Origin of the sequence: Roseateles noduli (genome assembly GCF_050626985.1) — a bacterium.
GTDB classification, from domain to species: Bacteria; Pseudomonadota; Gammaproteobacteria; order Burkholderiales; family Burkholderiaceae_C; genus Roseateles; species Roseateles noduli_A.
The window spans coordinates 540334-554842 of sequence record NZ_CP192463.1; the positions used below are offsets into that span (position 1 = coordinate 540334).

Below are 14509 nucleotides of genomic sequence, written 5' to 3' on the forward strand. Positions count from 1 at the left end.
GAAGGGCACCGGCGCCGCCGGCTTCGAGGCACCGTGGGGTTCGGGTTTCGGGCTTTGGGCCTCGAGTCTCGGGCGGCAAGCGTGCATTGCCCCTTCGCGAATGCGGCCCACGCCCCGATTCCTAGAATCGACCGCATGAGCAGTTCCCCTTCCGCGACGCCGGTCGCTTCCCCCGATGCGGCCTCGTCGCGCGTGCCGCTGAGCGGGCTGCTGCTGGCCGTCGGCGGCGCGATCGGGTTCTCCGGCAAGGCGATCATCGTCAAGCTCGCCTATCGCCACGGCGTCGACGCGATCACGCTGCTGATGCTGCGCATGCTGCTCGCACTGCCGCTGTTCCTGCTGCTGGCCTGGTGGGCGGGCCGCGGCAAGCCGGCCCTCACCGGACGCGAGAAGCTCGCCGTGCTCGGCCTGGGCTTCAGCGGCTACTACCTCGCGAGCTTCCTGGACTTCGCCGGCCTGGCCTATGTCAGCGCGAGCTTCGAGCGGCTCATCCTGTACCTCAACCCGACCATCGTGCTGCTGCTCTCGTGGGCGATGTTCGGACGCCGCGTGACGCTGCGCCAGGCGGGCGCGCTGGCGGTCAGCTACGCCGGCGTGCTCCTGGTCTTCGGGCATGAATTGCAGGTCGCCGGCGCCAACGTGTGGCTCGGCGGCGCACTGGTCTTCGGCAGCGCGGTGTCGTACGCGCTGTACCTCGTCTACAGCGGCGAATGGGTCAAGCGCCTCGGCGCCATGCGGCTCACCGGGCTGGCGACGTCGGTCGCCTGCGGCTTCTGCATCGCGCAGTTCCTGCTGACGCGGCCGGTGTCGGGGCTGGCGGATCTTGCGCCGGCCGTGTGGTGGCTGTCCGTGCTGAACGCGCTGGCCTGCACCTTCGCGCCGGTGCTGATGGTCATGATGGCGATCGAGCGCATGGGGGCGGGTGTCGCCGCGCAGACCGGCATGGTCGGCCCCATGTCCACGATACTGATGGGCGTGCTGATCCTCGACGAGCCGCTGACCGGCTGGGTCGTCGCGGGCACGGTGCTGGTGCTGGGCGGCGTGTGGCTGCTCGCGCGCCAGCGGCGCTGACGAGCTGAAGCCCTCTTGCTCCCTCTTCCTCTCCCGCTGCGGGAAAGGGCAGGGGTGAGGGCCCGCGGCGGTGGCAGTGCTGACGCCTTCTTGCGAGGGCCGACGAATCTAGAACGGAGATCGACATGGACTTGGGACTGACGGGCAAGTGGGCCCTGGTGTGCGCGGCCTCGAAGGGCCTGGGCGCGGGCTGCGCCGAGGCGCTGGCCGCCGAAGGCGTCAACGTGGTGATCACCGCGCGCGGTGAGGAGGCGCTGCAGGCGCAAGCCGCGAAGCTGCGCGCGCTCAACCCGACCGTGCAGGTCGTGGCCGTGGCCGGCGACATCACCACCGAGGCCGGCCGCGCCGCCGCGCTGGCCGCCGCGCCGCAGGTGGACATCCTGATCAACAACGCGGGCGGCCCGCCGCCCGGCGATTTCCGCGACTGGGAACGCGAGCAGTGGCTCGCCGCGCTGGACGCCAACATGCTGACGCCGATCGCGCTGATCAAGGCGACGGTGGACCAGATGGCGGGGCGCGGCTTCGGCCGCATCGTCAACATCACCTCGGGCGCGGTGAAGGCGCCGATCGATGTGCTTGGGCTGTCCAACGGCGCGCGCTCGGGTCTGACCGGCTTCGTCGCCGGCATCGCGCGCCAGTCGCGCATCGCTGGCCGCAACGTGACGATCAACAACCTGCTGCCGGGCGCGTTCGACACCGAACGCCTGCAGAAGACGATGGCCGCCGGCGCGCAGAAGTCCGGACAGCCGGTCGACGACGTGCGCGCCAAGCGCATGGGCGCGATCCCGGCGCAGCGCTTCGGCAGCGCGGCGGAGTTCGGCGCCATCTGCGCGCTGATGTGCTCGGCGCACGCGGGTTACCTGACCGGGCAGAACATCCTGCTGGACGGCGGTTCCTACCCGGGCACGTTCTGATCGTCGGCATCGGCTTTGCGAAGCCGGTGCCTGTGCCTGAGCCGCCGGAAGTCTCCCTGGCGGTTTCCGAGCGGCGCTCTCAGCCGGCCTTTCAGCGTTTCGCCGACGACACCAGGATCCCCGCCGCGATCAGCGCGAAGGCCGCGCCGTGGAACCACGCCGGCCATTCGCCCAGCAGCGCGGCCGACATCAGCGCCGCGAAGACCGGCGTGAGGTTGCCGAAGAAGGCGGCCAGCGTCGGCCCGGCCTGGGCGACGCCCAGTCCCCAGCAGCGATAGGCGATCAGCGACGGCCCGATCGCGACGTAGAGCAGCGCCGCCACCAGCGGCCATCCCCATTGCACCGGCGGCACGCCGACGGCCTGCTCCACGGCCGCCGAGGCCCAGCCGAAGGCCAGCCCGAACAGCATCTGCGCCATCAGCAGCGCGGCCCAGTCCCAGTCGGGCCGGCGCTCGCCCTGCATGTGGGCGGGCGGTCGCGCCAGCAGCCAGCTGTAGAAGGCCCAGCTCAGCACGGCCAGCAGCATCAGCAGATCGCCGACGACGAACTGCACCTGCGCCAGCCGCTCCAGATGACCGCGAGAGATGACCAGCGCCACGCCCGCCAGCGAGAGCAGGGCGCCGGCCAGTTGGCGGCGCGTCGGCCACACGCGGTAGAACAGGGCGCCGACAGCCAGCATCCACACGGGCAGGCTCGCGGCGATCAGGGTCACGTTGAGCGCCGTGGAGCTGTGCAGCGCCTGGTACTGCAGCGCGTTGTAGCAGCCCATGCCCAGCAGACCCGTCAGCGCGAAGTAGCCCCAGCGCGCGCGCAACGGGGTCAGGTCTTGCAGCAGCGCGCGCGCCGGACGCGCGATCAGCACCAGCAGCACGAAGGCCAGCGTCCAGCGCGTCGCGTTGAGCAGCAGCGGCGGCACCAGCGGCCCGACCGAGCGCCCGACCACCGCGTTGCCCGCCCACAGCAGCGGCGGCAGCGTCAGCATCAGGGCCAGTCGTGGGGTCAAGGTCATTGCGGCGATGCGCCCGAGTCGCGAGACTGGCACGATAGCCGCGATCGACGCGTCGGGCGACGCGCGAGCGACACCCCCCCATGAGGAGAACCCTGATGAGCGACAGAGCCGTGCGCATCTCGCAACCCGGCGGACCGGAGGTCCTGACGATCGAATCGGTCGAGGTCGGCGACCCGGGCCCCGGCGAGATCCGCATCCGCCACGCGGCCTGCGGCCTCAACTACATCGACATCTACCACCGCAGCGGCGTCTATCCGCTGCCGGTGCCGACGGGGATCGGCATGGAAGGCGCCGGCATCGTCGAGGCGGTGGGCGAGGGCGTCACCCACCTGAAGCCCGGCGACCGTGCCGCGTACGCGAGCCAGCCGATCGGCGCCTACGCGACCGCGCGCGTGATGCCTGCGAAGTGCGTCATGAAGCTGCCGGACTTCCTGAGCTTCGAGCAGGGCGCCTCGATGATGCTCAAGGGCATGACGGTGCAATACCTGCTGCAGCGCACGCTGCCGCAGGGCGGGTTGCAGGCCGGTGACCACGTGCTCTTCCACGCGGCGGCGGGCGGCGTCGGACTCATCGCGTGCCAGTGGGCGAAGGCGCTCGGGCTGCGGCTGATCGGCACCGCCGGCAGCGACGCGAAATGCCAGCTCGCGCTGGACCACGGCGCGGAGTTCGCGATCAATTATTCGAAGGAGAACTTCGCCGATCGCGTCAAGGAGATCACCGGCGGGAAGGGCGTGAAGGTCGTGTACGACTCGGTCGGCGCGTCGACCTGGGAAGGCTCGCTCGCGAGCCTGCGGCCCTTCGGCCTGATGGTCAGCTTCGGCAACGCGTCCGGCGTGGTGCCGCCGGTGCCGCTGAAGGCGCTGGCGGCGTCGGGGCTCTACCTGACGCGGCCGTCGCTGTTCGTGCATCTCTCGTCGCTCGAGGCGACGCAGGAGATCTCGGGCGCCCTGTTCCAGGCCGTCGAGCGTGGCGAGGTCAAGATCGAGGTCGAACAGCGCTATCCGTTCGACGAGGTCCAGCGCGCCCATCGCGAGCTGGAAGCCCGCACGACGACGGGCTCAGGCGTGCTGCTGGTTTGAACCGGCGGAGGCAGCGAGCGGCGGATCCAGATCGGCCGCCACCGTCTCGGCGTCCAGCAGCGCGTCGTTGGCACTGTCGTCGGCGCGCGGGTCATGCCGGGGATCCCGGGATTCCCGTGATTCCGGAGCGCCCTCGTCGCTGACGATGCGCCGCGGCGCGGGCAGGTCGTCCAGCCCCGCGGGCACGGTGTCGGCGCCGAAGTCGGTGGCCGGCTCGCCGTCGAGCGAGCCCGCCGTCGTCTCGTGCACGTCCACGTCGACGGTCTCGGTGCGCAGCACTTCGTCCAGCACCAGCGGCTGCGACACCTTGACCTCGAAGCTGAAGCAGGAACCGGCGCCCGGCTGGCTTTCCACCTGCACCTCGCCGCCCATCAGTTCCACCAGGCGCTTCACGATGGTCAGGCCCAGGCCCGTGCCGCCGTAGCGGCGCGTGATGCTGCCGTCGGCCTGGGTGAACGGGCTGAAGATCTGCGCGATCTGCTCGCGCGTCATGCCGATGCCGGTGTCGTGCACGGCGATGCGCAGGCGCAGCGGCCCCGCGTGGACCGGCTCGTCGCCGCCGCCGTCCACGCGCTGAATGTCGACGCGGACCTCGCCCTTCTCGGTGAACTTCAAGGCGTTGCCGACCAGGTTCACCATGATCTGGCGCAGCCGCAGCGCATCGCCCAGCAGATGCTGCGGCACGCCCGGCTGCACGCGCGCGTGCAGCTGCAGACCTTTCTCGTGCGCCTGCAGCAGCAGCGGGTGCAGCGCTTCGCGCAGGCAATCGTGCAGGCTGAACGGCGCCTGGTCGATGATCACGCGGCCGGCCTCGATCTTCGCGATGTCCAGCAGGTCGTTGATGATCACCATCAGGCCCTTGGCCGAGCTGTGCGCGAGCTCGATGAACTTGCGCTGGCGCTCGTTGAGCTCGGTCTGCAGGACGAGCTCGGTCAGGCCCAGCACGCCGTTCATCGGGGTGCGGATCTCGTGGCTCATGTTGGCCAGGAAGGAGCTCTTGGCCTGGCTGGCGGCCTCGGCGGCCTCGCGCGCGGCCTCGAGCTGCGCCTGCGTCGCCTTGAAGTCGCCGACGTCGCGCGCGTTGAGCTGCAGCACGACCTCGCCGCTGACCGGGTCGCGCATCGGCCGCGCGTCGATGGCGTGCCAGCGGCGGCCGTTGGCGGTGTTGATCTCCAGTTCGGCGCCGAAGGTCTGCCCGCCGCGCACCTGCGCGACGATGCGGCGCGCGAGGTCGGGCTCGGGGAAGATCGCGCTGAAGTCGGTCGCGCCGATGGTCTTGCGCAGGCCGTTGAAGCACATCGCCGCGGCCGGGTTGCGCATCAGGGTGCTGCCGTCGCGCAGCGAGAACACCGCGATGCGGACCGAGGTGTGCTGCAGCGCTTCGACGCCGCGCAGCAGGCTCTTGTCGACGCCGCTGACCAGCGAGTCCGCCGCGAACAGCATCACCTGGCGCTTGTCGGGCGTGCGGATGCCGCGGGAGACCAGCATCACCGTCGTCGGCTGGCCCTTGGGGTAGAGCGTCCATTGCTCGCGCACGAGCTTGCCCTGCGTGTGGTCGGCGGCGGTCACCGCCAGCCGCTCCGCGACCGACGGGCTCATGTCGCTGAGGTCGCGGGAGAGGAATTCCTCGGCGCTGTCGGCGCGCCAGAAACCCAGCGCGGCGGCATTGGCCCAGAGGTTGCGCTGACGCTCCTGGTCGTAGACCCACATGGGCACATCGAGCCAGTCATAGTGGGTCAGACAGGAGAAGTCGAGCATGGGGGCGAGGCCCTGTTCTTGGTTACGTTTGGTCGCAGCGGATTGTCGCCGTCGGCCGTGTCCTGTCCATGGTCCTGATGTCCATTCCGTCACGTCGGACGCGCGGGCGTGCCGAAGCGCGCGACGGTGCGTGAAGACCGCCCATGCGCGGCTCGACGCCCTGCCTGCGGCGTGTCCGCGTCGGTGCCCGAAAGAACCCCCTCCGAGCTGCCGCATGCGTGGCGGCAACCCTCGATGGCGCAAGGCTACGCAGGCCGATGCAGGAGCGCCAGCCTCGTTTCTCCGGAGGAACCCTCGGTCCGAGGGGCGCGAGGGGACGTGCGTGGCGGGCGCGCTCCCGCGCGCCGGACGCTCAGCCGCGCTTGACGCGGCGCAGCTCGTCCCAGATCAGCAGGACGGCGCCGATCGTGATGGCGCTGTCGGCGATGTTGAACGACGGGTAGTACCAGCCGGCCCAGTGCAGCTGGATGAAGTCGACGACATAGCCGTGCAGCAGCCGGTCGACGATGTTGCCCACCGCGCCGCCCAGGATCAGGCTGAGCGCCCAGGCGAACTGCGTCTGGTGCCCGTGGCGGCGCAGCATCCAGATGATGAAGATCGTCGCCACGACGCCGAGTCCGACGAAGAACCAGCGCTGCCAGCCCGACGCGCCGGCCAGGAAGCTGAACGCCGCGCCGGTGTTGTGGACCCGCACCAGGTTGAAGAAGGGCAGCACGTAGTGGCTGTCCCCGTACTGGAAGCTGTGCAGGATCAGGACCTTGGTGAACTGATCGGCCACGATGACCAGCAGGGCGATCGCCAGCCACTGGATCAGGCGGTTGTTCGACGAGGACGGGGACTTGGTGGCCATGGATGCTGCGGGATGGGGACGTCGGACGGAACCCGCAACTGTAGCGCCCCGCCGAGGCCGCGCCGTGCGGCTAGAGTGCGGCACCGGAGCGCTTCCCCCGAAGCCGATCCGATGACGTTCCGACGACGTTCCGACGACGTTCCGATGATGACCCCATGAGACTGCGCCTGAAGATCCTGCTGCTGGCGCTCCTGCCGCTGGTCGCCTCGCTGCTGCTGATCGCGGTGGCGGTGCGCCAGCAGGAGCGCGAGCTGCTCGAGCGCGAGCACGCCGCCGTGCAGCGCGCCTACATGGACGCGCGCCGCGACGAGCTGCGCCATTACGTGGAGCTGGCCGTCAGCACGCTGCAGCCGCTGTACGAGCGCTCGCCCGCGCTCGCCGCCCGCGCCACCGACGCCGATATCGAGCGCGACAAGCGCGAGGCGCTGCGGCTGCTGTCCTCGCTCGACTACGGCGAGGACGGCTACTTCTTCGTCTACGACCTGCAGGGCAAGGTGCTGATGCATTCGCGCCAGCCGGAGCTGCTCGGCCGCGACCTGTGGGGCCTGCGCGATCCGCTGGGCCGGCCGACGATCCAGCAGCTGGTCGGACAGGCCAAGGCCGGCGGCGGTTATGTCGAGTACCTCTGGCGCAAGCCGTCCAGCGGCGAGATGGCGCCCAAGCTGGGCTACGTCGTCGCGATGGAGCGCTGGAACTGGATGCTGGGCACGGGCCTGTACCTCGACGGCATCCGCGCGACGCTCGAGCAGCTCGACCGCGAGGCGCAGGCCAACATCGCGCGGACGATGTGGGGCATCGCCGCGATCGCGGTGTTCGGCGTCGCGTTGATCAGCGCCTGCGCGCTGGCGCTGAACCTCAGCGAACACCGGCAGTCCGAGGCGCGGCTGCGCGCGCTGGCGCACGACGTGGTGCGTTCTCAGGAGGACGAACGCGCGCACCTGTCGCGCGAGCTGCACGACGGCGTCAGCCAGACGCTGGTCTCGACGAAGCTGCTGATCGAATCGGCGCAGCAGGCGGGCTCGACCGCGCTGCTGCCGCGCGCGCTGGAGCGGCTCAACGCCAGCCTGAGCGAGGTGCGCGGCCTGTCCCACCGCCTGCGCCCGGCGCTGCTCGACACGCTGGGGCTGCCGGCGGCGCTGGAGCATCTCGCGCGCGAGTTCGACGAGGCGGGCGCGGTGCCGGTGGCCCTGCGCGTCACCGGCGCGCCGCGCGAGCTGCCGGAGCTGCTCAACACGGTGCTGTTCCGCGTCGCGCAGGAGGCGTTGACGAATGTCGCCAAGCACGCCGGCGCGGCGCGCGTGGAGATGACGCTGGAGTTCGCGCCGGAGGCGGTGCGCGGCGACACCGGCACGGTGCTGCTGCGCGTGCTCGACGACGGTGCCGGCTTCGATCCCGCCGACGCCGAGCGCGCCGACCCCAGCCAGGGCATCGGCCTGCGCAACATGCGCGAGCGGATGGCGTCGGTCGGCGGGGTGCTGGACCTGCAGTCCAGCCCGGGCCACGGCACGCAGGTGGAGGCCATCGTGCCGGCGTCGGCGATCAGCCGCCTGGCGCGCGACAATCCCGTGCCATGAGTGCCGATCCTTCCTCCAGCACCACCGCGACAACCACCGCGACAACCACCGCGACAACCACCGCGGCCGCCGCATCGGCCGGCGCGTCCGCGCCCGTCCGCATCCTGCTGGTCGACGACCACCCGCTGGTCCGCGAGGGCGTGCGCTCGCGGCTGCAGGGCGAGGCGCGCTACCTCGTCGTCGGCGAGGCCGGCACCGCGGAGGAGGCGATGATGATGCTGATCGCCACGCAGCCGCAGGTGGTGCTGCTGGATGTGGGCCTGAAGGGCCACAACGGCATCCAGCTCGCGCAGACCATGCTGGATCGCGCGCCCGACCTGCGCGTCCTGATGTACAGCATGTACGACAACCCCGAGTACGTGCAGCGCGCGCTGCAGGCCGGCGCGCGGGGATATGTCCTCAAGGATGCGCCGGCGGGCGAGATCGTGGCCGCGATCGACGCGGTCGCGGCCGGCGGCACATTCCTCAGCCCGGGCGTTTCCAAGCGGATGTTCCGCACGCAGCAGCCGCGGCCCATCCTCTCGCCGCGCGAGAGCGAGATCCTCTCCGCGCTGGCCCGCGGCGAATCCAGCAAGCAGATCGCCCGGGCGCTCGACCTGTCCGTGAGGACCGTCGAGACCCATCGCCAGAACATCAAGCGCAAGCTCGACCTGGAAGGCCAGGCGGAACTGATCCGCTACGCGGTCGAGCACGCGCGCGGGCTGCATCGGGACGACACCTGAGGCCCGGGCCCGGGCCCATCGCCATCGCCATCGCCATCGCTTCGCTCCGCGGACGCGGGGTGTCCTGCGAAGGCGCCCGCCATGGGTGTCATGCGACGTCGCCGAGGGTTTCCACTTAAGCGCTCCTACGCCGGTCGGCTAGTCCACGCGACGGATGTGCGAAAGCGCACAGGAACGGAAACTGCCGCCGCAAGACAGCCCGCGCGTGTCGTCGCTCTTCATGGGCGCCGGGCGCGCGACGATAAAAGGAGACATCGATGTCAAACATGAGTCGCCACCTCGCCTGGGCGGGCGTGGCCATCCTCGGGGCCTTTGCCCTGGCCACCGTGGCGCTGGCCAACGGCGAGGCGGTGAGCGCGCTGTGGGTCGTCGTCGCGGCGATCTGCGTGTACCTGATCGGCTACCGCTACTACAGCCTGTTCCTGGCCACCAAGGTCCTGGGACTGGACCCCACCCGCAAGACCCCCGCCTGGAAATACAACGACGGCCTGGACTTCGTTCCGACCCACAAGTACGTGCTGTACGGCCACCACTTCGCGGCGATCGCTGGCGCTGGCCCGCTGGTCGGTCCGGTGCTGGCCGCGCAGATGGGCTACCTGCCGGGGCTGCTCTGGATCCTGGCCGGCGTGATCTTCGCCGGCGCGGTGCAGGACTTCATCGTGCTGTTCATCTCCACGCGCCGCGACGGCCGCTCGCTGGGCGACCTGGTCAAGCAGGAGATGGGCACGGTGCCCGGCGTGATCGCGCTGTTCGGCGCGTTCATGATCATGATCATCATCCTGGCGGTGCTCGCGCTGATCGTCGTGAAGGCGCTGGCCGATTCGCCCTGGGGCACATTCACCGTGGCGGCGACCATCCCGGTCGCGCTGTTCATGGGCGTGTACCTGAGATTCATCCGTCCGGGCCGCATCGGCGAGGTCTCCATCATCGGCTTCGTGCTGCTGATGCTGGCCATCATCGGCGGCCAGTGGGTGCATGAGAGCCCCGCGTGGGCGCCGCTGTTCACCTACGACGGCAAGGCGCTGACGTGGATGCTGATCGGCTACGGCTTCGTCGCCGCCAGCATCCCGGTGTGGCTGCTGCTGGCGCCCCGCGACTACCTGTCCACGTTCCTGAAGATCGGCACGATCATCGCGCTGGCCATCGGCATCGTGATCGTCGCGCCGCCGATGCAGATGCCGTCGTTCACCCAGTTCGCGGCCGGCAACGGCCCGGTGTGGTCGGGCAACCTGTTCCCGTTCCTGTTCATCACCATCGCCTGCGGCGCGGTGTCGGGCTTCCACGCGCTGATCAGCTCGGGCACGACGCCCAAGATGCTGGACAACGAGGTCAATGCGCGCTTCATCGGCTACGGCGGCATGCTGGCGGAATCCTTCGTCGCCGTGATGGCGCTGGTGGCGGCCTCGTGCATCGAGCCGGGCGTCTACTTCGCGATGAACAGCCCGGCCGCGCTGGTGGGCTCGACGCCGGACCAGGTGGCCGCGACGCTGTCCACCTGGGGCTTCGTGATCACGCCGGAGATGCTGGTGCAGACGGCCAAGGACGTCGGCGAGAACACCATCCTCGCGCGCGCCGGCGGCGCACCGACGCTGGCGGTGGGCATGGCCCACATCCTGCACCAGGTGGTCGGCGGCAAGGCGATGATGGCCTTCTGGTACCACTTCGCGATCCTGTTCGAGGCGCTGTTCATCCTGACCGCCGTCGACGCCGGCACGCGCGCCGGCCGCTTCATGCTGCAGGACCTGCTGGGCACCTTCGTCCCGGCCCTGAAGCGCACCGAGTCGCTGCCCGCCAACCTGATCGCCACCGGCCTGTGCGTGGCGGCCTGGGGCTACTTCCTGTACCAGGGCGTGGTGGATCCGCTGGGCGGCATTAACACGCTGTGGCCGCTGTTCGGCATCGCCAACCAGATGCTGGCCGCGGTGGCGCTGCTGCTGGGCACGGTGGTGCTGTTCAAGATGAAGAAGGACCGCTACGCCTGGACGACGATCCTGCCGGCGGCCTGGCTGCTGATCTGCACGATGACGGCGGGCTGGCAGAAGATCTTCAGCGACGACCCGAAGGTGGGCTTCCTGGCGCATGCCGCGAAGTACGCGGATTCGCTGGCGGCGGGCAAGGTGCTGGCACCGGCCAAGAGCCTGGAGGCGATGGAGCGCGTGATCTTCAACGACCGCCTCGACGCGGCGCTGTGCGCGCTCTTCATGTTCGTGGTCGTGAGCGTGCTCGTCTACAGCGTGAAGGCGGTGCTGAAGGCGCGAGCCGAGCGCAGGCCGTCGGTGCAAGAGACGCCGTTCGAGCGCATGCCCGAAGGCGCGACGGCGGGCGGTCATGCTTAAGCAGGCGGCGGAAGCGGCCCAGGCCGCGTTGTCGGCGGCCTCGGACGTGCTGCAGGCCGGCCGCTACATGGCCCGAGGCGTGCGCCAGCAACTGATCGGCGCGGACTACGGCGCCTATCTGGCGCACATGGCCCGCACGCATCCCGACCAGGCGCCGCTGAGCTACGAAGCCTTCTTCCGCGAGCGTCAGGAGGCTCGCTACAGCTCCCGCACCGGCCGCTGCTGCTGAGCATCGACAACAGGCGGGCACCGGACGTCTGCGTCCGCTTGAATCGTCGATAGGCGCTTGAATCGTCGATAGGCGCTTGAATCGTCGACAAGCGCTTGAATCGTCGATAGGCGCAAGGTCGCCCGGGGCCGGCGGAGTGGCCGAGCCCTGGGGCTGACTTGGGGCACCGTCTGTTCGAGCACAGCGAACCGCAGGTGAGCGGAGCGAGTTGGTGCCCCGGCGAGGCCGCTCCGCCGGCCCCGGGCGACTTTGCGCCGTTGCTCGGTGACACTACGGGGCATGCCCCGCTTCGCTGCCAACCTGAGTTTCCTGTACCAGGAGCTGCCGTTCCTCGATCGCTTCTCGGCTGCTGCGCGGGATGGGTTCAAGGCTGTGGAGTGTCTGTTCCCCTACGACGTCCCTGCGGCCGAGCTGCGCGCCCGCGCGTCTTCCGAGGGATTGGACATCGTGCTGATCAACGCCCCACCGGGCGACTGGGCGGCGGGGGATCGGGGCCTGGGGTCGGTCGAGGGCCGCGAACGGGAGTTCCGCGAGTCCATCGAGCGTGCGCTCGCCTATGCCTCGGCGGTTGTCGCGCCGCGCGTGCATGTGCTGGCCGGGCTGCTGCCTGAGGGGAGCGACCGCGATGCGGCGATTGCGCGCTACGAGGAGCGGCTGCATTGGGCCGCGGCGCAGGCTGCGAGCGCCGGTATCGGGCTGACGATCGAGCCCATCAATCCGCACGACATCCCCGGCTACCTGCTGCAGCGGCAGGACGAGGCGCACGCGATTGTTGAGCGTGTCGGTGCATCGAACCTGAAGGTGCAGATGGACCTGTACCACTGCGCGCGCGTCGAAGGCGACGTGGTCGCGCAGGTGCGCCGGTACTTGCCGACGGGGCGTGTGGGGCACTTCCAGATCGCGGGCGTCCCGGACCGGCACGAGCCGGATGAAGGCTCGCTCGATTGGCGAGGGGCCCTTGCCGCGATCGACGAGATCGCGGCGGCGACCGGATGGGACGGCTGGATCGGTTGCGAATATCGACCCTGGCGCGGCGCGGTCCCTGGCGGTACCAGCGCCGGTCTCGGCTGGTTGTTCCCGACTCGACGGGAAAACGCCTGACACAGGTTGCCCCCGCCATCTACTGAGCGGCTCCATTTCCAAGCGAGGAGTCGCGGTGAGATTTTTTAGAGGGGGCATCGTCGTCCCGATGTCGGGGCTGGCATTCGCCCTGGTCGGCGGCTTGACCGTCGTTCCGACGGCGCATGCCTTGATCATCAACGAGGCGAAATTCGTCGAGCTCGGCGGGAACCTGGGAGCGGTGGACCAGACCTTCCCTCTTGTCGCCGCGAAGCTTCGTGCGCGCAGTCTGTCGGCACAGTTCCTGACCACGGGTTGGATCGACCGATGCACGGCCACCTGGTTGGGCGAGCAGGGGCCCCACACCTACCTCTTGACGGCCGCTCATTGCATCGACTCGAGCAGCGGCCAGGCGAAGGCCATCCGCCAGACGTTCCAGGACTGGTACGGCCACGTCGTGGCCGCGGGACCGGGTTGGGCGTTCAAGCCGCCCCAGTCCGCGGATGCCGCACCGCGCTGGGACTATGCCGAGGACATCGCCGTGCTGCGATTGCCCCGGTGGGCCACGCCCGTCGATGCCGCGGGCAGGCCCCTGGAGCGACCGACGATCTCCGAAACGGATCTGCAGGCCCGGGAGACCGTCCACTTCGCCGGATACGGACTGACGGGCGTGGGCATGACGCGTCTTGACCTGCCCAGGGAGGACCGCCGCATGGCAGGCGAAGCGGTCATCAGCCGTCCCTTCTCCGAAGGTCGGGGCATCTACACGAGCTATGACCCGGTGAATGCCGGTACGTCCTGGGCGTTCCCGTTCAGGGGCGACAGCGGCTCCGCCTGGTGGCGCCTGCAGGATGGCTATTGGCTGTTGTCGGGGATGACCGCCGGAGGCACGACGAGGCCCGTCCAGGCGATGTCCCCGCAGGTGTCGCGCCACGCGGCCTGGATCGCGGGCATCTTTCCGGGCGCCGTGCTGCAGTCGCAGCGCATGTCGGTGACCGCTTCCGCCCCCTTCGTCTCGCGAAACCATGCCCACGATCCGTCGGGCCCCGCTGTCTTCTTCGTCATTCCGCCGCAGGCGGGCGCCGCCGGTCCGGCCGTGGGGCGATGGTCGGGCACGGCGGGGATGAGCTGGATCACGGTGGATGTGAGGGAATCCCGCACCGGCGCGACCGCCCAGGTCCGGCTCCGCGCGGTTCGGGATGCCGGATGCCGCCGCACGCCGATCGACGATGCGGTGCCGTGCCCCGGCTCGCGGGACAACCGCTTGAAGGTGGCGTTTCGAGCGGAGGACAACCCCGGCTTGAAGCCCGGCGCGTACGTCGGCCGCTTTGATGTCGAGGCGTTGTCCTGGTCGGATCGATCCCGTCAGGAGCGCGTGACCCTCCATGTCGACGTCCGGCACCTGCTGCGGGGTCAGGTCTCCACCACGGCCGCCTACGTCTCGCCCAACCTGGCCGAGCTCGCGGCCCATGGCCCGGTCTATTACACGGTGCTGCCGCAGCCGCGGGCGTGGGGACCGGCGACCGGCCTGTGGAGTGGCAGCCAGCTTCCCAGCCGGATTGACGTGACCGTCCGCGATGCCGTGACGCAGCGGGACCGGCAGGTCGTGCTGCGAGCGCAGCGCGATCCGCTCTGCAGCGGGCAGATGACGCGCATGGAGGATGCCGTCACCTGCCAGCGGCGGTCGGCGGGGCGGGTGATGGTGCGCTTCCATCGGGAGGACAACCCCCAGCTGCCCGCCGGTCTCCACCGCGGTCGCGTGACGCTCCAGGCGCGTGGCTGGACGGACCGGGCCTTCGATCAACTGATCGAGATCGACGTCGACCTGGACACGCTCTGAGCTGAGCGGACGATCCGGGCGAAAAAAAGCCGCCAAGGCGCAGGGCCTGGCGGCTTGATTCGACAGCG

Annotated in this window: 12 protein-coding genes; 9 read left to right on the forward strand and 3 right to left on the reverse strand. The window is 70.0% G+C overall.

Features of this window, described 5'->3' with window-relative positions:
• Nucleotides 1-135: 135 nt before the first annotated feature.
• Together ACQ4L4_RS02470 and ACQ4L4_RS02475 are read left to right on the forward strand one after the other, a co-directional pair.
• On the forward strand, nucleotides 136-1071 hold the full coding sequence (locus ACQ4L4_RS02470; RefSeq protein ID WP_431102616.1) for a DMT family transporter: 936 nt from the start codon (nucleotides 136-138) through the stop codon (nucleotides 1069-1071).
• 125 nt (nucleotides 1072-1196) lie between these two features.
• Nucleotides 1197-1985, forward strand: coding sequence for an SDR family NAD(P)-dependent oxidoreductase (locus tag ACQ4L4_RS02475; RefSeq protein WP_431102617.1), 789 nt, complete (start codon nucleotides 1197-1199; stop codon nucleotides 1983-1985).
• Nucleotides 1986-2076: 91 nt separating this feature from the next.
• Here ACQ4L4_RS02475 and ACQ4L4_RS02480 read toward each other — a convergent pair whose 3' ends face one another.
• Entirely contained in the window at nucleotides 2077-2994 is a 918-nt protein-coding gene (locus tag ACQ4L4_RS02480) for a DMT family transporter (protein ID WP_431102619.1), read from the reverse strand.
• 95 nt (nucleotides 2995-3089) lie between these two features.
• Here ACQ4L4_RS02480 and ACQ4L4_RS02485 point away from each other — a divergent pair, with 95 nt between their 5' ends.
• Nucleotides 3090-4073, forward strand: coding sequence for a quinone oxidoreductase family protein (locus ACQ4L4_RS02485; protein WP_431102620.1), 984 nt, complete (start codon nucleotides 3090-3092; stop codon nucleotides 4071-4073).
• Here the strand turns inward: ACQ4L4_RS02485 and ACQ4L4_RS02490 are convergent.
• Together ACQ4L4_RS02490 and lspA are read right to left on the reverse strand one after the other, a co-directional pair.
• Nucleotides 4053-5831 carry an ATP-binding protein gene (locus tag ACQ4L4_RS02490; protein WP_431102621.1) on the reverse strand — a complete coding sequence of 593 codons (1779 nt, stop codon included), beginning with the start codon at nucleotides 5829-5831 and terminating at the stop codon, nucleotides 4053-4055. The genes ACQ4L4_RS02485 and ACQ4L4_RS02490 overlap by 21 nt on opposite strands.
• 352 nt (nucleotides 5832-6183) lie before the next feature.
• Nucleotides 6184-6681 carry a signal peptidase II gene (gene lspA, locus ACQ4L4_RS02495; RefSeq protein WP_431102622.1) on the reverse strand — a complete coding sequence of 166 codons (498 nt, stop codon included), beginning with the start codon at nucleotides 6679-6681 and terminating at the stop codon, nucleotides 6184-6186.
• A 155-nt stretch (nucleotides 6682-6836) separates the two neighbouring features.
• Here lspA and ACQ4L4_RS02500 point away from each other — a divergent pair, with 155 nt between their 5' ends.
• The 6 genes from ACQ4L4_RS02500 to ACQ4L4_RS02525 all read left to right on the forward strand — a co-directional run bounded on the left by ACQ4L4_RS02500 (nucleotide 6837) and on the right by ACQ4L4_RS02525 (nucleotide 14441).
• Nucleotides 6837-8255: a cache domain-containing protein gene (locus ACQ4L4_RS02500; RefSeq protein ID WP_431102623.1), complete on the forward strand. Its 1419-nt coding sequence runs from the start codon at nucleotides 6837-6839 to the stop codon at nucleotides 8253-8255.
• A complete protein-coding gene (locus ACQ4L4_RS02505; RefSeq protein WP_431102624.1) occupies nucleotides 8252-8977 on the forward strand; it encodes a response regulator in 726 nt (241 codons plus the stop codon). The genes ACQ4L4_RS02500 and ACQ4L4_RS02505 overlap by 4 nt, the downstream gene beginning before the upstream one ends.
• 257 nt (nucleotides 8978-9234) lie before the next feature.
• Nucleotides 9235-11313, forward strand: coding sequence for a carbon starvation CstA family protein (locus ACQ4L4_RS02510; protein ID WP_431102625.1), 2079 nt, complete (start codon nucleotides 9235-9237; stop codon nucleotides 11311-11313).
• On the forward strand, nucleotides 11306-11542 hold the full coding sequence (locus ACQ4L4_RS02515; RefSeq protein ID WP_297523945.1) for a YbdD/YjiX family protein: 237 nt from the start codon (nucleotides 11306-11308) through the stop codon (nucleotides 11540-11542). Before ACQ4L4_RS02510 ends, ACQ4L4_RS02515 begins: the two co-directional genes overlap by 8 nt.
• A gap of 279 nt (nucleotides 11543-11821) precedes the next feature.
• A complete protein-coding gene (locus tag ACQ4L4_RS02520; protein WP_431102626.1) occupies nucleotides 11822-12643 on the forward strand; it encodes a hydroxypyruvate isomerase family protein in 822 nt (273 codons plus the stop codon).
• An 88-nt stretch (nucleotides 12644-12731) separates the two neighbouring features.
• Nucleotides 12732-14441, forward strand: a complete 1710-nt coding sequence (locus ACQ4L4_RS02525; RefSeq protein WP_431102627.1) for a trypsin-like serine protease — start codon at nucleotides 12732-12734, stop codon at nucleotides 14439-14441.
• The last annotated feature ends 68 nt before the right edge of the window (nucleotides 14442-14509 follow it).